General features: G+C 70.3%; 14 protein-coding genes and 1 pseudogene. 5 read left to right on the top strand and 10 right to left on the bottom strand.

The features are described from left to right. On the top strand, positions 1–6,840 hold a 6,840-nt coding region (locus AB0I54_RS43365; RefSeq protein ID WP_363301888.1), incomplete at its 5' end, for an SDR family NAD(P)-dependent oxidoreductase. Positions 6,841–7,308: 468 nt separating this feature from the next. Then, a complete protein-coding gene (locus AB0I54_RS43360; protein WP_363301887.1) occupies positions 7,309–8,100 on the top strand; it encodes an alpha/beta fold hydrolase in 792 nt (263 codons plus the stop codon). Between the two features lie 575 nt (positions 8,101–8,675). Here AB0I54_RS43360 and AB0I54_RS43355 read toward each other — a convergent pair. The 5 genes from AB0I54_RS43355 to AB0I54_RS43335 are packed head-to-tail and all read right to left on the bottom strand — an operon-like array spanning position 8,676 to position 14,304. Further along, positions 8,676–9,695: a BadF/BadG/BcrA/BcrD ATPase family protein gene (locus AB0I54_RS43355; RefSeq protein ID WP_363301891.1), complete on the bottom strand. Its 1,020-nt coding sequence runs from the start codon at positions 9,693–9,695 to the stop codon at positions 8,676–8,678. Continuing rightward, the gene (locus AB0I54_RS43350; protein WP_363301886.1) at positions 9,695–10,942 is read right to left on the bottom strand and encodes a 6-phospho-beta-glucosidase; all 1,248 of its coding nucleotides are present in this window, start codon (positions 10,940–10,942) and stop codon (positions 9,695–9,697) included. Before AB0I54_RS43350 ends, AB0I54_RS43355 begins: the two co-directional genes overlap by 1 nt. Continuing rightward, positions 10,939–11,838 carry a carbohydrate ABC transporter permease gene (locus AB0I54_RS43345; RefSeq protein WP_363301885.1) on the bottom strand — a complete coding sequence of 300 codons (900 nt, stop codon included), beginning with the start codon at positions 11,836–11,838 and terminating at the stop codon, positions 10,939–10,941. Before AB0I54_RS43345 ends, AB0I54_RS43350 begins: the two co-directional genes overlap by 4 nt. Continuing rightward, a complete protein-coding gene (locus AB0I54_RS43340; protein ID WP_363301884.1) occupies positions 11,835–12,794 on the bottom strand; it encodes a sugar ABC transporter permease in 960 nt (319 codons plus the stop codon). The genes AB0I54_RS43345 and AB0I54_RS43340 overlap by 4 nt, the downstream gene beginning before the upstream one ends. Before the next feature lie 19 nt (positions 12,795–12,813). Continuing rightward, a complete protein-coding gene (locus AB0I54_RS43335; protein WP_363301883.1) occupies positions 12,814–14,304 on the bottom strand; it encodes an ABC transporter substrate-binding protein in 1,491 nt (496 codons plus the stop codon). Between the two features lie 139 nt (positions 14,305–14,443). Here AB0I54_RS43335 and AB0I54_RS43330 point away from each other — a divergent pair, with 139 nt between their 5' ends. Beyond that, the gene (locus AB0I54_RS43330) at positions 14,444–15,280 is read left to right on the top strand and encodes a GntR family transcriptional regulator (RefSeq protein WP_363301882.1); all 837 of its coding nucleotides are present in this window, start codon (positions 14,444–14,446) and stop codon (positions 15,278–15,280) included. A 131-nt stretch (positions 15,281–15,411) separates the two neighbouring features. After that, positions 15,412–16,488: a glycosyl hydrolase family 18 protein gene (locus AB0I54_RS43325; RefSeq protein ID WP_363301881.1), complete on the top strand. Its 1,077-nt coding sequence runs from the start codon at positions 15,412–15,414 to the stop codon at positions 16,486–16,488. A gap of 354 nt (positions 16,489–16,842) precedes the next feature. On the opposite strand, the pseudogene AB0I54_RS43320 reads toward AB0I54_RS43325, so the two are convergent. Next, a pseudogene (locus tag AB0I54_RS43320) lies at positions 16,843–17,318 on the bottom strand (hypothetical protein). 432 nt (positions 17,319–17,750) lie between these two features. Between AB0I54_RS43320 and AB0I54_RS43315 the strand changes: the two are divergent. Beyond that, complete coding sequence (locus tag AB0I54_RS43315; protein WP_363301880.1) at positions 17,751–20,015, top strand: BTAD domain-containing putative transcriptional regulator; 2,265 nt, start codon at positions 17,751–17,753, stop codon at positions 20,013–20,015. Positions 20,016–20,398: 383 nt separating this feature from the next. Here AB0I54_RS43315 and AB0I54_RS43310 read toward each other — a convergent pair whose 3' ends face one another. The 4 genes from AB0I54_RS43310 to AB0I54_RS43295 all read right to left on the bottom strand — a co-directional run bounded on the left by AB0I54_RS43310 (position 20,399) and on the right by AB0I54_RS43295 (position 24,873). Further along, positions 20,399–21,445 carry an SIS domain-containing protein gene (locus AB0I54_RS43310; protein ID WP_363301879.1) on the bottom strand — a complete coding sequence of 349 codons (1,047 nt, stop codon included), beginning with the start codon at positions 21,443–21,445 and terminating at the stop codon, positions 20,399–20,401. A gap of 213 nt (positions 21,446–21,658) precedes the next feature. Further along, positions 21,659–22,678, bottom strand: a complete 1,020-nt coding sequence (locus AB0I54_RS43305; RefSeq protein WP_363301890.1) for a BadF/BadG/BcrA/BcrD ATPase family protein — start codon at positions 22,676–22,678, stop codon at positions 21,659–21,661. 29 nt (positions 22,679–22,707) lie between these two features. Beyond that, complete coding sequence (locus AB0I54_RS43300; RefSeq protein ID WP_363301878.1) at positions 22,708–23,973, bottom strand: 6-phospho-beta-glucosidase; 1,266 nt, start codon at positions 23,971–23,973, stop codon at positions 22,708–22,710. Between the two features lie 6 nt (positions 23,974–23,979). After that, a complete protein-coding gene (locus tag AB0I54_RS43295) occupies positions 23,980–24,873 on the bottom strand; it encodes a carbohydrate ABC transporter permease (protein WP_363301877.1) in 894 nt (297 codons plus the stop codon). Positions 24,874–24,876 lie beyond the last annotated feature (3 nt).

Genomic DNA, 24,876 nt, shown 5'->3' with positions numbered 1-24,876 from the left:
GAGGTGCTGCGGGCGAAGTCCGACGCGGCGTGGCATCTGCACGAGCTGACGCGGGAGTCGGACCTGTCGGCGTTCGTGCTGTTCTCCTCGGCCGCGGGTGTCCTGGGCAACCCGGGGCAGGGCAACTACGCGGCGGCGAACGCCTTCCTGGACGCGCTCGCGGTGACGCGCCGGGCGCAGGGGCTTCCGGCGGTGTCGTTGGGGTGGGGCCTGTGGGATCCGTCCAGTGACATGACCGGGGAGCTGAGCGAGGCGGACCGGCAGCGGATGGCCCGGGCCGGGGTGAAGGCGATGAGCGCCGAGGAGGGCCTGGCCCTCTTCGACACCGCCACGGCGGGCCCGGCGGCCACCGTGCTCCCGATGCGTCTGGACCTGTCCGCCCTGCAGCGGCTGGGACCGGAGCTGCCCCCGCTGGTGCGCGGCCTGGTGCGGCCGTCGCGGCGCGTGGCCTCGGGCGGCGCGGGTACCTCGGACCTGGCGCGGCGGCTGGCGGGACTCACGGAGCCCGAGCGCGAGCGGCTGCTGGTGGACCTCGTCCGGGCCGAGGCGGCTGCGGCGCTCGGCCACGCCGGTGTCGAGGCGGTGGGCGTGGACCGGGCGTTCAGCGAGCTGGGCTTCGACTCGCTGACGGCCGTGGAGCTGCGCAACCGGCTCGGCGTCGTCACCGGGCTGCGACTGCCCGCGACGCTGGTCTTCGACCACCCCCGCCCGGCTGCGGTGGCGCGGTATCTGCTCGGCGAGCTGGTGGGCGCCGCCGACGCTGCGGGCGCCGAGCCTGCGGTGGCCGCCGTGGCGGACGAGCCGATCGCGATCGTGGGCATGGCGTGCCGGTACCCGGGCGGTATCCAGAACCCGGACCATCTGTGGCGGCTGGTCGTGGACGGCGAGGACGTCGTATCGGAGTTCCCCACGGACCGCGGCTGGGACGTGGCCGGCCTCTTCGACCCGGATCCCGACCGGACGGGTACGTCGTACAGCAGGCACGGTGGTTTCCTGCACGACGCGGCGGACTTCGACGCGGGCTTCTTCGGCGTCAGCCCCCGTGAGGCGACGGCGATGGACCCGCAGCAGCGGCTCCTGCTGGAGACGGCCTGGGAGGCGATGGAGAGCGCGGGCATCGACCCGGCGTCGCTGCACGGCAGCCGCACGGGTGTGTTCGCCGGGGTGATGTACAGCGACTACGCCGCCCGGCTGCGGGAGGTGCCCCAGGGCTTCGAGGGGCTGCTGTCCACCGGGAACGCGGGCAGTGTGGCGTCCGGCAGGGTGGCGTACACCTTCGGGTTCGAGGGCCCGGCCGTGACGGTCGACACCGCGTGCTCGTCGTCGCTGGTGGCCCTGCATCTGGCCGTGCAGGCGCTGCGGAACGGCGAGTGCTCCCTCGCCCTGGCGGGCGGCGTGGCGCTGATGGCCACTCCGACCACGTTCGTGGAGTTCTCCCGGCAGCGGGGCCTGGCGCCCGACGGCCGGTGCAAGTCGTTCTCCGACGCGGCCGACGGCGTCGGCTGGTCGGAGGGTGTCGGCCTGCTGCTCGTGGAGCGGCTCTCCGACGCCCGGCGCAACGGTCACCCCGTGTTCGCGGTGGTGCGCGGCAGCGCGGTCAACCAGGACGGCGCGTCCAACGGCCTGACGGCGCCCAACGGCCCGTCGCAGCAGCGCGTCATCCGGCAGGCGCTGGCCAACGCCCGGCTCAATCCGTCCGAGCTGGACGTGGTGGAGGCGCATGGAACGGGTACGACGCTGGGTGACCCGATCGAGGCGCAGGCGCTGCTCGCCACGTACGGGCGGGGGCGCCCGGAGGACCGGCCGGTGTGGCTCGGGTCCATCAAGTCCAACCTCGGGCACACGCAGGCCGCCGCCGGTGTCGCCGGCATCATCAAGATGATCATGGCGATGCGGCACGGCGTCATCCCCCGGTCCCTGCACGCCGGGGAGCCGTCCCGGCACATCGACTGGTCGGCGGGCGCGGTCAGACTGCTCGCCGAGGACCAGCCGTGGCCGGAGGCGGACCGGCCGCGCCGTGCGGCGGTGTCGTCCTTCGGTATCAGCGGCACCAACGCGCACGTCATCCTCGAACAGCCACCTGCCGAGGAACCGGCGGGGAACGCACCGCAGGCCGACGGTGGGGGCGCGCCGGTGCCGTGGGTACTGTCGGCGCGTTCCGCCGCGGCGCTGGCGGAGCAGGCGCGGCGGCTCGCGGAGTCCACGGCCGCCGACGGCGCGCTGCGTCCGGTGGACGTCGGGTACTCCCTGGCCACGGGCCGCTCGTTGTTCGAGCACCGTGCTGTCGTCGTCGGCCGGGACCGCGACGTGCTGCTGTCCGGTCTCACGGCCGTCGCGGACGGCCGCCCCGCCGCCGGTGTGCTCCGGGGCGGGCCCGCCCCGGACCACCAGCCGGTGTTCGTGTTCTCGGGCGAGGGCTCGCAGTGGGTGGGCATGGCCCGCGGGCTGCTGGACAGCTCGCCGGTGTTCGCGGCGCGGATGGCCGAGTGTGCGGCGGCGCTCGCTCCGCACATCGGTTGGTCGCTGCTCGCGGTGGTCCGTGGTGAGGAGGGCACGCCGTCGCTCGACCGGGTGGATGTCGGTCAGCCGGTGCTGTTCGCGGTGATGGTGTCGTTGGCGGCGGTGTGGGAGTCGTACGGGGTGCGCCCGGCCGCTGTGGTGGGGCACTCCCGGGGCGAGATCGCCGCCGCGTGCGTGGCCGGGGGACTGTCCCTGCCGGATGCCGCGGCGCTGATCGCGGCGCGTGCGCGGCTGCTGTGGCAGGCCGACGTGGCGGGCCAGGGCGGCATGGCCGCGGTCGAACTGCCGGAGGAGCAGGTCCGCGGCCGGCTCACCGGGAACCTCGAGATCGCGGCGGTGAACGGCCCCGAGTCGGTCGTGGTCGCGGGCGGGACCGGGGAACTGGCCGGCTTCGTGGCCGCGTGCGCCGCGGACGGGGTCCGTACCCGCGAGGTCAGCACCGAGTACGCGTACCACTCCGCACAGATGGAGCCCATCGGTGAGGCGTTCACCGCGGTGGCGGGCTCACTGACCGCGCGGTCGGCGACGGTGCCGTTCTACTCCACGGTCACCGGCGGACTCCTCGACACCGTGGCCTGCGACGCCGACCACTGGTACCGCAACCTGCGGGACACCGTACGGTTCCAGGACGCGGTGCGGGAGTTGACGGCCGCCGGGCACCGGACGTTCATCGAGGTGAGCCCGCACCCGGTGCTGACCGCGGCGGTGCAGCGGACGGCCGAGGAGCAGGGTGTCCCGGTGGCGGCCTTCGGCACGCTGCGGCGCGGTGAGGACGACTGGACGCGGCTGCTGACCAGCCTCGCCGAGGCCCACACCCACGGCGTGGCCGTCACCTGGGACGAGGCGTTCGCCGGCAGCGGCGCCCGCCGGGTGGCGCTGCCCACGTACGCCTTCCAGCACCGGCGGTACTGGCTGGATGCCACGGCCGGGGCGGCGGATGTCGCGTCGGCGGGCCTGGAGACCGCCGGGCACCCGCTGCTGGGCGCGGCCGTCGCCCTCGCCGGCGCGGACGGCGCCGTCGTGCTGACCGGGCGGCTGTCCCTGCGGACCCACGGATGGCTGGCCGACCACACGATAGGCGGGGCGGCGCTGCTGCCCGGCACCGCCTTCGTCGAACTGGCCCTGCGCGCCGGCGAGGAAGCCGGCTGCGACGTAGTGGAGGAACTGACCCTGCACGCACCGCTGGTGCTTCCGGAGACCGGCGCGGTGCGGCTGCAACTGGTGGTCGGCGCCCCGGACGGAGGTCGCAGGACGGTGCAGGCGTACGCGAGGCCCGAGCCCGCCGGCGGTTCGGAGGCGTTCGAGGACGACGGCTGGGTACTGCATGCCGACGGCGTGCTGACCACGGACGACTCCGACGGCGAGACCGGTTTCGACCTGGCGCAGTGGCCGCCGGCCGGCGCGGAACCGGTGCTCGGCGAGGACGAGACCGAGGAGATGTACGACCGGCTGGCCGGTCACGGCTACGCGTACGGAGCCGCCTTCCGCGGCCTGCGGGCCGTCTGGCGACAGGGCACCGACCTCTACGCCGAGGTCGCCCTGGACGCCGAGGCCGCCGAGCAGGCGGGACGGTTCGGTGTCCACCCCGCCCTGCTGGACGCCTCGCTGCACGTGCTCGCCGTGAGCGCCCAGGAACAGGCCGAGCAGGGCGGCGGTCAGGCGCTGCTGCCGTACGCCTGGACCGGGGTGCGGCTGCACGCGGTCGGCGCCTCCGCGGTGCGGGTGCGGGTGACCCAGGAAGGACCGGAGACTGCGCGCGTCCAGATCGCCGACGCCGACGGCGCGCCCGTGGCCTCGGTGCGGTCGTTGCTGTCCCGCCCGGTGCCCCTGGAGCAACTGGCCACCGCCGGGCGGAGCGGCGACGACGGGCTCTTCACAGTGCGGTGGGAGCCGGTCGCCGGTGGCGCGGTCCCGCCGTCGGAGCGCCCCGCGCCGCAGGTCGCCGACTGCCGGACGCTGCCCGCCGCGCCGGCGGTGGCCGTCCGTCAGGTGCTGCAGGAGGTGCGGCGGTGGCTCGACCGGTCGGACCCGGCCGGGCCGCCGCTGGTGGTGCTTTCCCATGGCGCGGTGAGCACCGGCCCGGACGAGGCCGTCACGGACCCGGCGGGCGCCGCCGTGTGGGGTCTGGTGCGTTCGGCGCAGAGCGAGTACCCGGGCCGGCTGGTGCTGGTGGACGTGGACGAGGCGGCCGGTCCGGAGATTCTGCCCTCCCTGGCGCTGGGGGAGGAAAACCAGCTGGCGGTGCGGGGCGGCCGGGTGCTGGCGGCCCGGCTGGCGCGTGCCGTGCCCGGCGACGGCGAGCCGCCGGAGTGGTCGGCGGACGGCACGGTACTGATCACCGGTGGCACGGGGACGCTGGGCGGCTTGGTGGCACGCCATCTGGTACGGCGGTGGGGTGTGCGGCGTCTGCTGCTCGTCAGCCGCCGTGGCCCCAGCGCGCCGGGCGCCGGGGAACTGGCCGAGGAACTGGCTTCGCTGGGCGCCCGGGTCGATGTCGCCGCGTGCGATGTGGCGGACCGGGAGGCGCTGGCCGAACTGCTGGCGGGGGTGCCGCTGTCGGCGGTGGTCCACACGGCCGGTCTGGTACGCGACGCCACGATCGCCTCGATGACCGATGAGCAGGTCGATGAGGTGGTGCGCTCCAAGGCCGACGCGGCGTGGCATCTGCACGAGCTGACACGGGACATGGACCTGTCGGCGTTCGTGCTGTTCTCCTCGGCCGCCGGTGTACTGGGCGGCCCGGGGCAGGGCAACTACGCGGCGGCGAACGCCTTCCTGGACGCCCTGGCCGCTTCGCGCCGGGCGCAAGGGCTTCCGGCGGTGTCGCTGGCGTGGGGCCTGTGGGCCCCGTCCAGCGACATGACCGGGGAGCTGAGCGAGGCGGACCGGCGGCGGATGGCCCGGGCCGGGGTGAAGGCGATGAGCGCCGAGGAGGGCCTGGCCCTCTTCGACGCCGCACTGGGGCTCGGCGCGCCAGCTGTCGTGGCCGCATCGTTCGACCCGGGTGCGGTGCGCAGGTGGGCGGGCGCCGGACCGGTGCCGCCCCTGCTGCGTCGCCTGGTACGGCCCGTGCGCCGGGCGGCCTCCGCACCGCACGCGCGGGAAGCGGCCGACCGGACACGGCGGCGGCTCGCCGGGCTCCCGTCCGCGGAACGCGAGGCGGCGCTGGTCATGGTCGTACGGGAGCACGTGGCCGTGGTGCTGGGACACGCCTCGGTCGAGGAGATCCCCGCTGAGGCCGGCATTCTGGAGCTCGGCCTCGACTCGCTGACCGCCGTGGAGCTGCGCAACCGGTTGACGGCCGCCACGGGCGTCGAGCTGAGCGCGAGCGCCGTATTCGACCGCCCGACACCGCTCGGACTCGCCCGCTTCCTGGCAGCCGGACTCGCCGCCGCCCCGGCGCCCGGCGAGCCGGGCACCGCGGCCGCCGCACCCGGCGGCGGCCGGGCGGAGTCTCCGCTCACCGCGCTGTTCCGGCAGGCGTGCGACGCCGGGCGGCCCGCCGTGGCGCTGACCATGGCGCGCGAGTTCGCCAGGCTGCGCCCGGCGTTCGACGCCACCGGTCCCGGGCACCCGGGGCAGGATGCGGTCCTGCGGGCGCCGGCTCCGGTGCGGATCGCCCGGGGGAGCGCCGGTCCCGGCCCCGTCGTCGTGTGCGTCCCGTCGATCGTCGCGCTGGGCGGCGTCCAGCAGTACCTGCGTCTTGCCGCCTCCTTCCAGCCCGCCCAGGACGTACGTGTCCTCGCCAACCCCGGCTTCGGGGAGGGCGAGGCGCTGCCCGTCACTCTGGAGGCGGCGGTACAGCACCACCTCCAGGCGCTCGAACAGGACATCCCCGACCGACCCTTGGTCCTCGTCGGCCACTCCACGGGCGGTCTGCTGGCCCAGGCCGTCGCCGCGGGTCTCGAGTGCGCGGGCCGGACGGTCGCGGGCGTGGCGATGCTGGACACGTACCTGCCGGACGAGTGGGGGTCCGCGACGGAGACCGACGACGTACTGGGCGCGGTGTTCGCGGGGATGGCTCAGCGGGAGAGCGACATCCTCGGGTTCACCGACACCAGGTTGTCCGCGATGGGTCGCTACCTGGAACTGCTGGAGACCTGGGAGGAGCCGCGGATCTCCGTTCCCACGCTGCTCGTGCGGGCCTCCGAGGCGCTCGACGGCGCGCTGCCCGAGCCGGCCGGGCCCGATGACTGGCAGACGTCCTGGCCGCATCCGTACTCCGTGACGGAGGTACCGGGCGATCACTTCACCATGCTGGAGGAGCATGCCGACAAAACGGCGCAGGCCGTTGTCGACTGGCTGGCCGGACTCGTGTGACGCAGAGGGGACGATCCGGCCGCGCAGACGCGGTCCTCGGGGTCGGGCGTCACCTCGCGCCGGGCCACCGAGCGCAGGCCGGCCCCACGCAGACGGGCGAGGGCGGGAGGCCCCAACCCGGACGCGACCCTGTTTCCACGGCCCGGCCGGACAGGGTGCGCGGGGACGGGGCGTGCCGCTGTCCGAGGAGGATGCGGTGGCGAAGAAGGGTGAACACCGTCAGCACAAGCTCGCCGACTTGGAAGGTCGAAGTCCACCGTCGCGGGGTGGCTCCTTCATCGCCTGCCGTCACGGCCCATGTGAGCCAAGCTGCGCCCCACCGAGGGCGTCAACACCAAGACCAAGCGGATCGCGCGCAGATGGAACGCGAGGACAGCCGCCTCGTACTGGAATCCGCGCTGGACACCATCCAGCCGCCGCCCGCGTATCTGACCCTGGACATCGACTGAGCGGGAGCAGCCGACCATCATGACCACAGACACCCATACCCCGGCACACCCGGGCACCGCCTGGCTGCCCTCGGGGCCGCCCGCGTCCGGCGGCCCCCGGCTGTTCTGCCTGCCGAACGCGGGCGCGAGCGCCACGGTCTACGCGGGCTGGAGACGCCATGCGCAAGGCGGCGTGCAGATCTGCCCCGTCCAACTGCCCGGCCGCGCCGAGCGGTTCGCCGAGCCGCCCTACGACCGGGCCGAGCCGCTCGTCGACGCCCTGCTCGACGCCATCGGCGACCACTTCACCGGCGACTACGCCCTGTTCGGGCACAGCATGGGCGCCGTCGTGGCGTTCGAGCTGGCCCGGCGCCTGGAGACAGACGGGCGGACACCGCCCGCGCACGTCTTCGTCTCCGGCCGCGCGGCGCCGCACCTCGCCGAGCCGAACCGGGCGCTGCGGGACCTGCCTCTCGACGCCCTGATCGCCGAACTGCGCGTCATCGGCGGCACACCCGAGGAGATCCTGCACGAGCGGGAGCTCATGGAGCGCCTCCAGGTGCTGCTGCGCGCGGACTTCGCGGTGAACGAGACATACCGGTGCAGCGTGGACGAGCCGATTGCCGCGCCGCTGACCGTGTTCGGCGGCGACCGCGACCCACGCGCCACGGTCGCGTCCCTGCACGCCTGGCAGCCGCTCACCACCGGGCCGTTCGAGGTGCGGGTCCACCCCGGCGGCCACTTCTACCTCACCGACCGACTCCCGGAACTGGTGGGACTGTTGAGCCGGTTCGCCCGCCCGACGAAGGAGACACCGGAGGTGCAGCCGTAATGTCACCCGAGCCCGCGGTCCCGGACGAACAGCACTGGCGCACGGGGCGCCGCGCCAAGGATGGATCGACGCCGAACGCGACCGCCTGCGAACCCACCGCCATCTGACCGAGGCCGCACGAGCCTGGCAGGACCTGGACCGCGACTCGGGAGCCCTCTACCGGGGCACTCGGCCGGCCACCGCCCAGGAAACGTTCGGGGTGACGGAGCCACGCGCTCGCCTCACCCCGCTGAAACAGTCGTTCCTGTCCGCCGGCCTCGCGGCCCGTGACCGGGAGCAGAGGTCGGCAGCGCGTTCCGCCAGGCGGCTGCGTACCTTCGTGTTGGCCCTGTCGTGCCTGGTTGTCCTGGCCCTGATGGCCGACCTGGCTCGCGGCATTCCGCTGGGCGAGCCGCTAACAACACCGTCCGCCGTCACTCCCAGAACATCCTTGGCCCGGGACATCCGCAGCACCCACCCTCGGCGCACCACATCCACCGTTCCACCGCAAGACCCAGGGTGGGGCCGCCGAACCCCGCCTTGGCCATGCGCGGGATGCCGAAACTCAACGACGAATCCAGCGGGCGTGCTCCGCTTCATCGGCGTGTGCAAGTTCCGTCCGTCGTGTGAGCGAATGCCGCGCGCAGCGTCGCGGGTGCCGTGTCTGTCGTGTGCGGGTGCACGTCGAGGGCGGCCAGGGCTGACCCGTACACCGGCGCTGCGACGCTCACCGTCGGCCGGGCGCGGGGAACGGCAGCGGCGAGGCGGGCCGTCACCCCGGTGAGCAAACGGGGGTGTCGTGCGGCCAGCACGCTGCCGCCGAGGACGACTTCCGGGTCCTCCGGGGCGTTCGCGGTGTCCAGGTCCAGCCGCCGCAGGAGTGCGATTGCCATGGCAGCCACTTCATCTGAGAGCCGGTCCACCAAAGATGCGGCCACTGGATCGCCCTGATCGCAGGCCGCGAACACCGCCGGACACAGCTCGCTGAGTCGGATCTCGTCCAGTTCGCGGGTGTGCACGGCTGCCGTCACCTCGGCGACGGTGCTCAGGCCGAAGTGGCGGGCGACGACGTGGCGCAGCGCGGTGGCCGGGCCCCGTCCGTCCTCGCTGCGCGCCGCATGCCACAGGGCCGCGGTACCGATGTCTGCCCCGCCACCCCAGTCCCCGGAGATCCTGCCGAGCGCGGGGAATCCCGCGGTGCGGCCGTCGGGCGCGACACCGACGGAGTTGATACCCGTGCCGCAGACGACGGCAACACCCCAAGGCCGTGTCGCACCAGCACGCAGAACGGCGAACGTATCGTTGTCGACCCGTTGGACACCGGCCCAGCCGCGCGCCCTCACTGCCTGCCGGAGCCCCTCAACTTCACCGGGGAGGTCCGCCCCGGCGAGGAAGGCCGCGACGACGTCGACCATCACGTTGGATGGCAGCCCCGCGGCTGCCAACGCATCGGCGCGGACCTCCTCCAGCACCTGCATCGCGGCCTCGGTGCCCATCCGCTGTGGCCGGAACCCCGCGCCCCTGGCCCGGCCGAGCACTGTCCCGTCGGTGCGCAGCACGGCGACATCAGTCTTGCTGCTGCCACCATCCACCGCGAGCAGCAGACCAGCGTCCATCAGGCCCACCACAAGTACTGGCGATTGGCGGCGATCAGCCGGTCCGTCAGCCGCGCGGCGCGGTCGGCCTGTCCGATGAGCGGGTGGGCGAGCAGCGCGGTGGCCACTCGGTCTGCCCCGCCGCGCAGCGCGGCGTCCAGCGCCAACTCCTCGTAGGCCGTGACATGGGCGATGAGACCGGCGAAGAGCGGCTCCACACGGTCGACGGGCAGTGGTACGCCGCCGTGTGCGCCGATCCGCGCGGGAACCTCGATCACCGCATCGTCAGGCAGGAAGGGCAGGGTGCCCCGGTTACGCACATTGGCGACCCGGACCTCCCCGGTATCGGCGATGAGGGCCTGCACCAGTTGCACCGCGGCTTCGGAGTAGTAGGCGCCGCCCCGCCGGTCCAGCAGGGCGGGCTTCTCAGCGAGAGCGGGATCGGCGTACGCCGACAGCAGTTCGGCCTCCATGGCAGCGACCTGCTCGGCCCTGGACGGGCCGCGCAGCTGCTCGGCGAGTGCGTCGTCGTGGGCGTAGTAGTAGCGGAGGTAGTAGGAGGGAATGGCACCGAGACGGCGGACGACCTCGATCGGCATGTGAAGCCGGGCCGCGAGGTCGCTGCCGTGCTCGGCGAGGATCTGCGGCATGACGTCGACGCCGTCCAGCAGTACGGCCCGCTCCCAGGTCAGATGGTTGAGTCCGACATGCTCCAGGCTGAGCCGCTGGTGGTCGACGCCGAGCCAGTCGGCAAAGGTCCGTTGGAATCCGATGGCGACGTTGCACAGTCCGACCGCCCGGTGTCCGGCGTCGAGCAACGCGCGGGTGACGATACCGACCGGATTGGTGAAGTCGACGATCCACGCCGCTGGTGCACGTTTGGCGATTCGCTCGGCGAGGTCCAGGACGATGGGCACGGTGCGCAACGCCTTGGCGAGGCCACCGACGCCGGTGGTCTCCTGGCCGATGCACCCGCAGTCGTGCGGCAGGGTCTCGTCGATGTGCCGCATGCCCTGGCCCCCGACGCGGAGCTGCAGCAGTACGGCGTCGGCGCCGTCGACGCCCGCGTCCGGGTCATCGGTGGCCGTGACCCTGGCGGGATGCCCAAGACGGGCCAGGATCCGGCCGGCCAGCGGGGCGATGACCGCGAGGCGGCTGGTGTCCGGATCGACCAGGGCTATCTCCTCGACGGGGAGGCCCAACCGGGCGAATCCATCGATCAGCTCGGGGGTGTACGTCGAACCGCCGCCGATGACAGTGATCTTCAACCTTTTACTCCTGTGAGGGTGACACCTTCGATGAAGGCTTTCTGCGCAAAGAAGAAGATGACGATCACGGGTGCCATCGCGATCACTGTGGCCGCCATCGTCAGATTCCACTGGACGGCGTGCGCGGTCTTGAAGCTGGCCAGACCGACGGCGAGGGTCCAGTGGTCGGGGTTCTCCCCGGTGTAGATCAGTGGGCCGTAGTAGTCGTTCCAGGCGTTGAAGAAGGCGAACAGTCCCACCGCCACGAGCGCCGGACGCATCATCGGCAGCACGATCTTGGTCAGGACCTGCAGTTCGCTGCACCCCTCGACCCTGGCCGAGTTGAGGTAGTCCTCCGGGATGGTCAGCAGGAACTGACGCAGCAGGAAGACCGAGAACGCGTCGCCGAACAACGACGGAACGATCAGTGGCCACAGAGTCCCGGTCAGGTGCATGCGTGCCCACATCAAGTACATGGGGATGACCAGTACCTGAGGGGGCAGCATCATCATCGTGATGACGCCGAGGAAGGCGGTGCTGCGGCCCCGGAAGGAGAACCGCGCCAGGGCGTAGGCGGCCGGGACGCTCGACAGCAGGGTGGCCGCGGTGGAAGCCACCGCGTAGATCACCGAGTTGACCAGCCAGGTGGCCAGCGGTGCCTTGTCAAAGACCGATGCATAGTTCGACCACTGCCAGTGCTCCGGCCACAGGGTGGTGGTCAATGACTCCTGGTCGGTCATTGCCGAGGTCAGCAGGATGAACACGATCGGACCGAGGAAGAGGCAGGCCATACCGAGTGCCACGGCATGGTTGGCGACCCAGATCAGCGCGGTGCGTCGGTGGGCCCGGCCGGAGGCGGCCCGGTGCGGTGAGAAGGGACGAGTTGTTCTGGTGCGCAGGGGCGCGTACGTCGTCATCGCAGCCTCTCCTGAGGGTTGAAGCCCGACGCCTGGCGCAGCAGGACGATGGTGAACGCCATGGCCACCACGAAGAGCACCACGGCGAGAGCACAGGCGTAGCCCACATGGAACTGGGTGAATCCGGTGACGTAGAGCTGCTGAGGGAAGGTGAGGGTCGAGCCGTCCGGGTAGCCGGGAGACGCCTGCACGTTTCCGTTGGCCACCTGTGAGGCGACCATGGCCTGGGTGAAGTACTGCAACCCGGCGATCACACCGGTCACGGTGGCAAAGAGCACCACCGGCGAGATGGCTGGCAACGTCACGTAGCGGAAGCGCTGCCAGGCATTGGCGCCGTCCAGTTCGGCTGCTTCGTACTGCTCGGCCGGCACGTCGAGCAACGCCGACAGGAAGATCACCATCAGAGTGCCGCTGCCCCACAGCGCGAGCATTGTCAGCGCCGGTTTGGACCAGTCGGGCGAATCGAACCACAGCGGCCCGTCAATGCCGAACAGGCCCAATATACGGTTCACCGGCCCGGAGACAGGGTTGAACAGGCACACGAAGGCAACCGTTGCGGCCACAGGAGGAGCCAGCGCGGGCAGATAGAACAGGGTTCGGAAGATTCCGGCGCCGGACTTGAGCCGGGCAGTCACCATGGCCACTCCCAGGGCGAAGAGCACCTGCGCGGGCACCATGACGGCCAACAGCCAGCCGGTGTTGCGGATGGCCTGCCAGATCAGCGGATCGCTGGTCAGCAGATAGCGGTAGTTGCGCAGACCCACGAAGCGGGCCTGGGAGATCATGTTGGAGTTGGTGAATGACAGACAGACTGTCATCACCAGCGGATACACCAGGAATACAGTGAAACCGACGAGCCACGGGGACAGGAACAGCAGGACGCGGGTCCGGCTGCGCCTGCGCTTGGCGCGACGTGCCGCGACGGCAGGCTCGGGATGTGCGTGCACAGTACTCATACGGGCTGCCGCTCGCCTTTCACTGAGCCAGCTTGAGCGCATCGTCGTTCTGCTTGTCGAGCGTGGCCAGGCCGGCCTTGAGGTCAGGCACCTTGCCGTTCTGCCACTTGTCCACGAAGAGGCCGAAGCTGGTCATGTAGGCGTTGCCGTTGGGTGCGGGCGGTGTAGTTGAGGTGTGCGGGTTCTTGAATACCGACAGGAACGTCGCGAAGTTCGGTTCCTTGGCGAAGGCCGGAGCCCCGGCCTCGAGTGCCGGGAGTGTGGTCGGGACATTGCCGATCGCCGCAGCCAGCGAGGAGACGGCGTCGGTGTCGGTGGTCAGGAACTTGAGCAGCTTCCAGGCCGCACCCGGGTGAGGAGCGTTGCGCGGTATGCCCATGACGTTTCCGCCCACGTACCCGGAGCCGTACAGGTCGGGTCTGTTGTCGGCGACGGGCACAGGTGCGGTGGCGTAGTCGATGTCGGCTTTGTCGTTCTTGATGAAGGCCGTGCGCCATTCACCGTCGATCATCATCGCGACCTTGCCGGTCTCGAAAGCGTTCTGCGCGGAGAACTCGTCCGGCATCCCGGCCTTGAACTTCTTCAGTTTGTCCGCCCCGAACCAGTCGACCAGGGACTTCTGCCAGGTCAGTGCTGCTGCGAAGGCGGGGTCCGCGGCCGTGTTGGACGTGCCGTCGCTCTTCAGCCACCGACCTCCCCAACTGGGAACCAGGTGCTCGGAAAGCATCTGGTACGCGCCGAGATAGGGCATGAAGCCGGCCGTCCTGATGGAGCCGTCCGGGTTGAACGTGGTGAGCTTCTTGGCGTACGAGGCCAGCTCGCTCATCGTCTTGGGCGGCGCGGTCAGCCCGGCCTTCGCAAGAAGCTTTTTGTTGTAGTAGAGGCCGAACGTGTCTGCCAGCCACGGCATGGTGCACCGCTTGCCCCCGAACGAGGTATAGGACTGGACAGCCTTCGGGATCTGGTTCATGTCGATGTGGTCAGCGCGAATGTTCGCCGTCAGGTCCTCAAATGCCCCACTGGAGCACCAACCGCCGACATTGGCCGCGTTGAAGGAGGCCGCCACGTCGGGGGCGGTGCCACCCCGGATGGCCTGGTTGATCTTGTCGTCGGTCTGCGCCTTGACGCTCTTCACCGTGATGTACGGAAACTTCGCGTGGAACTTGGCGAGGACCGCATCGACCGCTGCAACCTCGTGGTCGGAGCTGAAGCCGTGCCAGAAGGTGATGGTGACCGGGGCGGTGTCACCGGCGCCGGTGTCCGCTTTGGTGGGCGTCGTCCCGGTAGTACAGGCGGCCGCCGTCAGCGCGGCGGCGGCCGCCACGGCAAAGGCGCGGGTCCGGCGGCCGAGCCGGGAATGAGGTCTGGTGGAGGGCACAGACACGGGAGTCTCCGATCGGGGAAAGCAGGAGGCCGGCAAGGTCACGGACTGGCGGAGGTCATGGGGCGGGGAATGCTGCATTGGCCGGCTGGAGCCAAATATTGACCACCTATTGACGAGTGGCCACATCCTGAGTGACCCTCTGGTCAACGTCAAGTGCCCGGAGTCGCTTGGTCCGGGTAGTGCGGCACGCGACTGTGACAAGGGCTGCAAGTGTTAACGTCCACACCGTCGACTTGGTTCATCTGCAAGGAGAATTGGTGCGTTAATGGTCAAGAATGAGGGCCGCTGGCAGAAGCGGGAGCGGATCCGCGAGCGCCTGCTCGACCTTGTCGAAGAAACGGCGGTCGGGCGTCCGATACCCGCAGAACGGCAGTTGTGCGAGGAGCTCGGAGTATCCCGTCCCACGCTGCGGTCGGTGGTCGACGACCTGGTACGCGACGGCCTGCTCATCCGCGAACACGGACGTGGCGTCTTTGTGGCCAAGGCCAAGATCGCGCAGCACTTGGCCCAGCCGTCCGGGATGCCCGGTCCGCGCCTTGGCGTCGGGGCTGTCAACGGCACCTGGTACAGCCGGACAGTGGATTTCCGCAGCGTTCTGGCCGGACCGCGGATCGGCCGTCGACTGAAGCTCTCACCGGGCGAGCCCGTTCTGCGTATCGCCCGTCTGCGCTTGGTGGACGACGCACCCATGTGCATCGAGACACTCCACTTGCCCGAGGCCCTGGTCCCCGGCCTGACCACGAAGGACGTGGAAACGGGTTCCTTGTATCAACTCCTGGGCCAGCGCTATGGCCTGCTCCTCACCGACGCCGAACAGATCATCGAACCCACGGTGATCGACGAGGCCGAAGCGGAACTCCTCCAGGTGCCACTGCACACACCGGCGCTGCTCTTCGAGCGTGTCACCAGGGACGCTCAGGGCCGTGCCGTGGAATTCACCCACTCCGTCTACCGGGGCGACCGGTACCGGATCCACACCCAGCTGGCACTGTCGTCCCGACCGGACTCCGGACAGGTGCTCGGCGGATCCTGGACCGCGGCGTCATCCGTCCCCGGGGCGGACACCCTCGCCCTGGATCCCTACTGGACCGGCCAGGAGTAGTCACCACAGCCGCCGGGCCGAGTCCTGGCAGACCCGCAATCAACCCCTCAACGCCCGCACCGGCCACGCCGGCCGAGGCGGAGATCTCCAAGCCCAAAGCCCAAAGCCCAAAGCCCAAAGGAGACATGGTCATGCGTACTCGAAGACTCTCCACCATAGTCGCGGCCGCATTCGCGGTCACAGCGCTGGCCACAGGCATCACCGTGAGCTACCCCGCGTCGAGCAGTGCTGCTGACGCATCCGGTATACAGCGACAGGCCTGGCTCTACCCGGGCTCGCCCGGCGAGTCGCAGTGCACCGCCCCTGCCGAGTACCGCGACGACCGCGTGAAGTCCGGCGCGCTCAAGCCCGAGTACTGGTACATCAACTCAGACGGCACGCTGCACTTGGAGACCACCGCGGAGGGTCTGTGCAACGCCTACAGCACGGCGAACGTCGCCGACCTCAAGGCACACTCCGCATCTCAGTACCCGACGGTCTCCGGCATGACCGCGAGCGACGTGCGTGCGCTGGTGAGCAGCAGCACCAAGCGGTCCAACGCCGTGTCACAGCTCACCACGCTGATCACCAATAACGGCCTGTCCGGCGTCGACGTCGACTTCGAGGACTACTGGTCCTGGAGCACCACCGACTTCTCCAACTACAAGAAGTTCCTCCAGCAGCTCGCCTCGTCCCTGCATGCCCAGGGCAAGCGCCTTCAGGTCGACGCTCCGGCGATGACCGAGGACGCGTCGTTCTATGACTACGCGCAGGTCATCGCCACCGGAGTCGACGAACTGGCCATCATGGCCTACGACGAGCAGTACGACACCCCGGACGGGGCCCGGTGTCTGCCCATCACCCCGTACGACTGGCTCGCGACGGTGACCAACTACGCCAAGAGCAAGGTCCCGGACACCTCGCGCCTGGTCATGGCCCTGCCCTCGTACGGCTACAGCGCTCCTGACCCCTGCGATCTGAACTCCGTCAACGGCAACATCCAGTTCAGTGCCATGAAGCAGAGCCCCGGCTTCTCCAGCGACCCGGCAACAGTGGAGAGGCGCCGCGACCCCTCGTCCGGAGAGATCCGTTGGACATCCGGCGGCGTCCTGTACGACTACGTCGACAGCACCGCCATGGACCGCAAGCTGGCCGTCCTGGCAGACCTGGGCATCACCAAGGTATCGGTCTGGTCCCTCGGCGGCGGCAACCCCTGGTTCACGAGCTGATCGGCAGTCACCTGCTTCCTGCCGCTGCGCGGCGCAGGCCATTGCCTGCCGGAGTCCGGCACCCCCGACATCATGACCGCCGCCGCCCTGCGGACGGCCGGGCGCATGGCCGGACCGGACCGTCTATCCCGGCCGCGGCCCGACGGCCTCGGTGCGCGAGGCCTTCTGCGAGGAGAAGTCCTACCTGACGGTCGCCGATAGACGGCGACCAGGGCCGACCCGTCAGGGGTGTCCCCTCCAAAAGACCGGACACCCCTCTCAAGCCCGGACCCGCCGAGCCGTCTTTGCGCTGTGCGAAGAGTACGAACGCACCGACGTGGTGGCGCAGGGTGTCGGTTAGGTTCGCCGGGTTCATCAGGCTGCGGTGGCGAGAAGGCGTCCGCCCCAGCGGATGCCCTTCTCACTTCGGATGCGGGCGCGTTCCTTGCGTTCGGCGGCCAGGACGTCGCGGTGGCAGGCGTTCGCGTTGGAGTGTCGTCGCCGATCGAGCAGCAGCCGTGGAAGTAGCGCACCCCGTGGGTGCGGTGGTAGGTGGCGGGCAGCCCGTCGGGGTGCTGCTGCTCTGCCCAGCCGGAGCCTGCGGTGGGCCTGATCCCCAGCGGGCCGAACTCGTCGAACGCGAAGCCGCGGCGCGCGAGCAGGCAGCGTAATGCTTCGCGGCCGGATGATCCGGCCGTGGACTTTGCGCAGGTAGGCCATGAGCTTGCGCAGTGACCAGCGAGTGAAGGGCTGGCCGCCCACCGAGGGTCCAGGCAGGCCAGGCCGGTCTCGTTGAACCGGTGGATGACGTCCCGGACGGTGTCCTCGTCGGCCTGCACCAGCTGGGCGATCACCGGCACCCTGTTCCCGCCGGCCGAGGCCAACAGCATCATCGCGCGCCGATAGCGCACCGAGTTCGTACTGCCGCGACGCACGATCTGCTGCCGGTGCCGCCACCGCCGCTCTCGCCGTCTCCTGCATACCGCAGCGCGCATCCGGGGCTGATTTGGGAGTACGCCGCTCCACCGCGTCCGTCCCCGCGGCAGGGCTGCGCCATGAATTGCTGCGGGATTGCTCCACCAGCGCGTCGTCAGGCCGTACCACGCACCACCGAAACAGGAGTGACCAGTGACCAGCACGCACACCCCTCGCATCGCCGCTATCGGTGCCGGCCCAGCGGGACCGATCTGCGCCCGCGTCCTGCAACGCCATGACTTCGAGGTCACCGCCGGCGGGCGGAGCCCGGTGCGACCGTACGCCGTCGACGACCGAGGGGGAGAACGATGAGCGGCAGTGACACGGTGTGGGGCGGGCCGGCGCGGGCCGAGACGCTTTCGCACACCCCGTTCTTCGGTGTGCTCGGGCCTCTGGAGGTGTGCGGTGTCCGCGGGCACCGCGATCTCGGCCCGCCGCAGCGCCGCGCCCTGCTACTGCGGTTGCTCGCGGAGGACTGTCGTCCGGTGAGTGTGGGGCGCATCTGCGAGGATCTGTGGCACGGCAACCCGCCCTCTTCGGCAGCCTCTTCGGTGCACGCGCACATCAGCCGACTACGATCCGCGCTGGAGGAGTCTTCTGCGGGGCGGACGTCCTCCCTCCTAATCAATACCTCCACCGGATACGTCCTGCGGGTTCCTCCCGACCGCCGGGACACCGTCGCGTTCGAGAACGCCATCAAGCACGGTCACCGCCTGGCCGAGGAGGGCCACACCGACCGCGCCCGCCAGACGCTCGAACAGGCCCTGGAGCTGTGGCGGGGACAGCCCTACGCCGATGCGCAGGCCTATCTCTTCGCCCGGCAGGAAACCGACCGGCTGACTGAACTGCACTGGTCAGCGAGGCACCTGCGGGCCCGGCTGCTGCTCGGAGAAGGACGGGTCGAGCAGGCAGTGGCGGCTTCCGAGGAACTGGTCGATGAAAATCCGCTGCGCGAAACGTCCTGGGTGACGCTGCTGCATGCCCTGCACGCGGCCGGCCGTATCGCAGAGGCGCTGCAGCGGTACGAGGAGGTGCGCCGCACACTCGCGGACACCCTGGGCACCGATCCCGGGCCACCGTTGCGCCGGGCTCACCTGGCGCTGCTGCGCCAGGAGCCGGCTGCCATCGCGCCCGGCATCGGCGTGCGTTCCGTCGAGAGGTCCGTTGCCCCGGCGCCGAGGTCACCCCTGACCGGCCGGGGCCGCCAACTCGCCACCTTGGAGGAGCTGCTCGCCCGGGCCGGGTCCGGCCGTACCGTGTGGGCCGTACTGCATGGCGCCGCTGGGACCGGGAAGTCGCGACTGCTGCGCGAGTTCGGCCGGATCGCCTGTGGCTCGGGGGCGTTCGTGGTCCACGACCGGTATCCCAAGCATGCAAGGCCGGGTACCGGACCGAGGCAGGGCGGCGCGGCGCTGCGTGTACTGGAGGAATCGCGGGCCGTACCGCGCAGCGCCCGGCACGCGGAGCCCGTGCTGTGCCTCGTCGACGACGTGCAGGGTGCGCCACCCGAGGACCGAGAGGCGCTGGCGGCCTACGCGGACGTGCTGCAGGCGCCCCGCCTCATGGTGGTGTGCGCGGTCGCGGAAGGCCGTGACCCCGCGGTCGCCGAGTTCCAGGCACGACTGGCCCGGTGCGGAGCCCGGCTCATCGAGGTGGGACCACTCGACGTCGTCGCGGTCGAAGACTTGTTGCGGGCTCAAGGCCCGCGTGGGACCGGGTATTCACAGACCGCAGGCGACACCGCAGGTGCGGGCGGGCCCGATTCGCAGGACGGCCCGGGCGCGGAGCGTGCGTGCCCCCAGGGCGGGCCAGGCCTGCCTGGCGCGCCCGGCCCGCTGTCCGCCGCGGCGGCCCGGCTTCACGCGCTGACCGGGGGCAACGCCTTCTACCTCACCGAACTCCTCAGAGGCCCGGCCGGCCTGTCCGCCGACACCCCGATACGCGTGCCCCACGTGGTCCGATGCGAGGTCCGCGCCCGGATGGCGACGCTGGCACCCGATGCACAGCGTGTTGTGGATGCGGCGGCGGTCCTGTCCAGCCCGGTCGAGGCAGCCTTTCTGGCCCGTGCCTGCGAGCTGTCCCTCACGGTCGTGCTGCGAGCGCTGGACGAAGCCGCCAGCGTCGGAGTGATGACCTGGTTGCCGGTCGAGGACCTGTCACTACCGGCCTCGTACGCCTTCTCCTGCGACCTCATCCGTAGCGCGCTGCTCACCGACATGCCTCAGTATCGCGCCCATGCCGCCCGCAGAGCGGTTGCCCGGGCGAATACGGCGCGGGCGGTGCCGAGCGCCGGCCCGACCGTCTGTCGACCGCCACCATTGATGACAGTGCGTGACTTCGCGGGTCGGACGGCGCCCATGCCCGGCGTCGGCCAGTCATGGGCTGCTCGAAAACCTCGCGCTGTTCACGGGCCAACCGGTCCCGCAGCGCCTCGCCGTCGGGCGTCAGTCGCAGCACTGTTCGCCGACTGTCCTGACTGGCATATGGTACGGCGCGGACTTCGACGCCACGGACGCCATCGGCCAGCTGTGCGGCCCACCACACCCAACGCGGGGACTTCGTCCTCGAGTTGAGCGTTGGCTGCTGTCCCCCCCGCGGTCCGGCCGCCGGGCACGGCCGTCGCCGGGCAGGCTCCTGCCACCACCCCGGTCGTGAACGCATCGCCCACCGGCGGGATACAGGGCTGGTGGCCGAGGTGCATGGTCTGGGGCGGGTGGCAAGCGGTGGGATCGCCCGCTGCATCACCTACGCTCCAGCCGAGGCCGCACTCGACGTGCTCATCGCCGTTGCCGACACCCGCCGGGCCGCCTCTGGCACTGGTCAACCCGCCGCCGCAGACAGCGCCAAGCCCTCCTCGGTCGACAACGAGGCCACAGCCCGTAGGACTGTTTCATCTCAAGTAGGTCGCAATACTGGCGCGGTCGGATGAGGCCGTCGCCCAAGCGTGACCCGGAGGTCAGTGTGTTTCCGTTATTTTGGCCAGGGCCCTCGGCGCGTCCGGGTCCTGCCCGCGCGCAATCGTCACCTCGTACGCCAGGATTTGCAGGGGCAGAATCTCCAGAACCGGCTGGAGTTCCTCCGGGACTCCAGCCGTCGGCAGGACGAAGCCCGCAGAGGCCGCCTCGACCTGGGACCGGGGCCCCACGACCACCAGGTCCGCGCCGCGGTCGAGGAGGCGGTCGAGGACCGGCTGGAGCGCTTCGCCGCCCTTGCCGTCCGCGACCACCGCGATGACCGGGCTGTGGTTGTCCACCATCGCCAGCGGACCGTGCAGCAAGTCGGCGCCCGAGTAGGACAGGGCCGGGATGTAGCTCGTCTCCATCAGCTTCAGCGCTGCCTCCTTCGCCGAGGAATAGCCGTAACCCCTCGACGTGATCACCATCCGCTCGGCGAAGCGGTAACGCGAGGCCAGCTGCCGTACCTCGTCCCGGCGGGAGAGGATATCGGCCGTCAGGTCGGGCAGGACCTTGGCCGCCGCCCCGTCGTTGCCGCGCATGCCCTGGACAAAGAGGTAGAGGGACAGCAGGGACGCGGTGTACGTCTTCGTCGCGGGCAGCGCCTTCTCGGCTCCTGCGAGGACGTCGATGTGGAATTCGGAGACCGCGGCCAGCGGTGAAGCCGGGTTGTTCGTGACCGCCAGCGTCACTGCACCCGCCTCTCGCGCCGCCTTGGTGGAGGCCACCAGGTCGGGCGAGCCGCCGGACTGGCTGACCGTGATGACGAGTACGTCCGTCAGGTCGGGCCGCGCCTCGTACGCCGTCGTTGTGGACATGGAGGTCAGTCCGCACGGCAGACCGAGCTCGATCTCCATCAGGTACTTGGCGTAGAGCGCGGCGTTGTCCGACGTGCCGCGCGCCGTCAGCAGCACGAACCGGGGCCGCCGGGCCGCGATCGCTGTCGCCACCTCGCGGATTCTCGGCGCCCCCTTCTCCAGAAGGTGCCACAGTACTGCGGGCTGCTCTGCGATCTCACAGGCCATGATCCGGCCTGGCTGTTCGGACATGCGGGGTTCCTCCATGGTGCGTAACTTGTGCATGGTCCGCGTGGTCCGGCTCCCGGCATCCTTGCCGGTGCCGCGACCGCCGCGGCCCGTCCTCGGACGCGGGCGGCGCCTTGGGTCGAGAGGTGAAGTCCCCCGCGGCCTGCCCGGTCCACTGTCAAAACGGCCTCCCTCCATCCACGGACGGCGGTGGAGGACGGCGACACATCCCGTTCTTCAGCCCCGTGGCCGGGTGTAGTGGGCGCGTAGTGTGGCGCGCGCCTCGGCCGACGCCCCGACATGATCGAGCCCCAGCAGCCCGGCCCCCAGCACCGGCGGTGCGGTCACCACCTCGATGACCGCGTTGGGCGCCTTCTTGGCGAGCAACCTGGTGATGTGCTCGTCCAGGGCACGATGCCTGGCCGCGAGCACGCTGCCGCCCAGCAGCACCGGGGCCTCCTCTTGGAGCAGACCAAGCTTGGCCAGGGCCACTGTGGACATCGCGACGACCTCCTTGGCCAGTCGCAGGATGAGCGAGCGGGCCACGTGATCGCCCTGTGCACTGGTCGCGAAGAGGACCGGAGTCAACTCGTGCTTGCGTGCCGAGGCGATGTGCCCCAGGTGCAGGGCCTCGATCAGGGCGTACACGGAGTTCAGGCCGAAGTGGGCGGGAAGTGTGCGAGCAAGCTCTGTCGGTGCACCTCGGCCGTCCTCCGCGCGCGCCGCGAACCACAGCGCTTCCTCCGCGAGCCCCGCACCGCCTCCCCAGTCCCCGGAGATCTTCCCGATCGCCGGGAAGCGGGCGGTGCGGCCGTCCGGCAGCAGGCCTACGCAGTTCATGCCGGCGCCGCACACCACGGCCACGCCCCGCGGTTCGTCGATACCTGCCCGCAGAATTGCGAAAGTGTCGTTGCGTACCTCCGCCGTACGGCCCCACCCGCGCGCGTGCAGAGCTGCCGTCAGCTCCCGCTCCTCCACGGGGAGATCGGCGTTGGCGAGACAGGCCGACACATGGTCGACGCCATCGATGACCGCACCCTGGGCCCGCCCCTTCGCCAGGGCCTCGTCGACAGTCGAGGCCAGCATGTCGAATGCCGCCGCAACGCCGACTGCGGGCGGCTGGAAGCCGGGTCCGCGGGCGTCCGCGAGTACGGAGCCGTCGCCGGCGATGATGGCCACATCGGTCTTGCTGTTACCCGCGTCGATGGCAAGGACCGAAGCTGTCCGGGCAGCAGATTCGACCGGTGTGTCGGACACGACCGGGGCGACCGCGGAGGCCGAAGGGTTCACAGCCACGCGAGATGCTCCTGGTTGTGTGCGATCAGCTTGTCGGTGAGCTCGTTCGCGTACTCGTACTGGCCGATGAGCGGATGTGCCAGCAGAGCCTTGAAGACACGGTTGCGTCCGCCACACAGTGCAGCCTCGAGTGCCAGCTCCTCGTACGCCGTGACCTGGGCCATCAGCCCCGCGAACAGCGGGTCGACCCGCGGCACGGCCAGCGGCGTCGGGCCGTGAGCTCCGATGGCTGCCTGCACCTCGATCACCGCGTCGTCGGGGAGGAACGGCAGGGTGCCGTTGTTGGCCGTGTTCACCACCTGGTACGGGCTGCCGCCACTGCCCAGGAGTGAGGCCGCCAGATCCACGGCAGCCTCCGAGTAGAAGGCTCCGCCGCGACCGGCGAGGAGCTCCGGCTTCGCGTCGAGCTCCGGATCGCCGTACATCTGCAGCAGTTGCTTCTCCATCTCAGCGACCTCGGCTGCCCGCGAAGGCTTCCCCTTCAGCTCCTGCACGACCTCGTCATGGGCATAGAAGTAGCGCAGGTAGTACGAGGGCACCACACCGAGCGGATCCAGGACTTCGCGCGGCAGCCGCAGATCCTTCGCGATCGCGTCGGCGTGCCCAGCCAGCAGCCTCGGCAGCGCGTCCACGCCCTCGGGGCCGCCAAGCCGCACACCCGTCTCCCATGTCAGGTGGTTGAGACCCACATGGTCCAGGTGCACCTCGGCCGGGGCGACGTCGAGGAGCTTCGCGAACTTGCGCTGGAAGCCGATGGCGACATTGCACAGCCCGACGGCCTTGTGCCCGGCCTGCAGCAGCGACCTGGTGACGATGCCTACCGGGTTGGTGAAGTCGATGATCCAGGCGTCGGGGTTGCTGCGCCGTACCCGCTCGGCGATGTCGAGTACGACCGGAACGGTGCGCAGCGCCTTGGCAAGGCCCCCCGCGCCCGTTGTCTCCTGGCCGATGCAGCCGCACTCCAGCGGCCAGGTTTCGTCCTGGTTGCGGGCGGTCTGCCCGCCCACGCGCAGCTGGAGCAGCACCGCGTCGGCGTCCGCGACGCCGGCCTCCACATCGGAGGTGGTGACGATCTTCCCGCCGTGGCCCTGCTTGGCGAAGATCCGCCGGGCCAGCCCGCCGACGAGCTCCAGGCGGTCGGACGCGGGGTCGATGAGCACGAGTTCAGTGATCGGGAGGGTGTCCCTCAGCCGGGCGAAGCCGTCGATCAACTCTGGGGTATAGGTGGATCCGCCACCCACGACTGCGAGCTTCATGAAATTTCAGCCCTTCACTCCGGTCAGTGTGACGCCCTCGACGAACGCCTTCTGAGCGAAGAAGAAGACAAGGATTACGGGGGCCATGACCAGCACGGTCGCGGCCATGGTCAGATTCCAGTCGGTGTGGTGCGCGCCCTTGAACGACTCCAGGCCGTAGCTCAGGGTCCAGGCCGCCGGGTTCTCCGAGGCGTAGATCTGCGGGCCGAAGTAGTCGTTCCAGGCATAGAAGAACTGGAACAGCGCTACGGCAGCGATGCCCGGCTTGGCCATCGGCAGGACGACTCTGAGCAGTGTGCGCACCTCACTGCAGCCGTCGACCTTCGCGGCGTCCAGATACTCATTGGGAATGGTGAGCAGGAACTGCCGCAGCAGGAAGATCGTGAACGCGTCGCCGAACGCCATCGGGATGATCAGCGGCCACAGCGTGCCGGCCAGGTCGAACTGCTTCGCCCAGAACAGGTACATCGGTATGACGACTACCTGGGGCGGCAGCATCATCATCGAGATGACGAGCATGAGTGCGAGGCGTCGCCCGCGGAAGCGGAACTTGGCGAGTGCGTAGGCCACCGGGATGGAGGACACCACGGTCAGGACGGTCCCGAGTCCGGCGTACAGCAGGCTGTTCTTCCACCAGGTCAGAAAGCCGGGAGTGTCCAGCACGCGGCTGTAGTTGTCCCACTGCCAGGTGTCGGGAACCAGATCGCGGGTGAGGGCCTGCTGTCCGCTCATCAGTGAGGTGAGGACGACAAAGACGAACGGCAGCACGAAGAAGAGGGCTGCGGCAACGCCCAGCGAGTGCACGCCGATCCAGTGCAGCAGAGCCTTACGGCGCTCGGTGCGCCTGGTGCCGGCGAGGACCGCAATCGCGGGTGCGGGCTTGTCGAGTATCTGCGTCATGGC

It is taken from the genome of Streptomyces sp. NPDC050625, assembly GCF_040654755.1.
GTDB lineage: Bacteria > Actinomycetota > Actinomycetes > Streptomycetales > Streptomycetaceae > Streptomyces.
Note: the sequence above shows the minus strand (reverse complement) of the source record. Positions and strands in the feature narration are given on the sequence as shown.

Coding starts and splice junctions, on each gene's coding strand:
- AB0I54_RS43325 (WP_363301881.1), top strand. CDS start 15,412: ATGCGTACTCGAAGACTCTCCACCATAGTCGCGGCCGCATTCGCGGTC.
- AB0I54_RS43355 (WP_363301891.1), bottom strand. CDS start 9,695: ATGGACGCTGGTCTGCTGCTCGCGGTGGATGGTGGCAGCAGCAAGACT.
- AB0I54_RS43330 (WP_363301882.1), top strand. CDS start 14,444: ATGGTCAAGAATGAGGGCCGCTGGCAGAAGCGGGAGCGGATCCGCGAG.
- AB0I54_RS43310 (WP_363301879.1), bottom strand. CDS start 21,445: ATGTCCGAACAGCCAGGCCGGATCATGGCCTGTGAGATCGCAGAGCAG.
- AB0I54_RS43315 (WP_363301880.1), top strand. CDS start 17,751: ATGAGCGGCAGTGACACGGTGTGGGGCGGGCCGGCGCGGGCCGAGACG.
- AB0I54_RS43300 (WP_363301878.1), bottom strand. CDS start 23,973: ATGAAGCTCGCAGTCGTGGGTGGCGGATCCACCTATACCCCAGAGTTG.
- AB0I54_RS43345 (WP_363301885.1), bottom strand. CDS start 11,838: ATGACGACGTACGCGCCCCTGCGCACCAGAACAACTCGTCCCTTCTCA.
- AB0I54_RS43340 (WP_363301884.1), bottom strand. CDS start 12,794: ATGAGTACTGTGCACGCACATCCCGAGCCTGCCGTCGCGGCACGTCGC.
- AB0I54_RS43295 (WP_363301877.1), bottom strand. CDS start 24,873: ATGACGCAGATACTCGACAAGCCCGCACCCGCGATTGCGGTCCTCGCC.
- AB0I54_RS43360 (WP_363301887.1), top strand. CDS start 7,309: ATGACCACAGACACCCATACCCCGGCACACCCGGGCACCGCCTGGCTG.
- AB0I54_RS43335 (WP_363301883.1), bottom strand. CDS start 14,304: ATGTGGCCACTCGTCAATAGGTGGTCAATATTTGGCTCCAGCCGGCCA.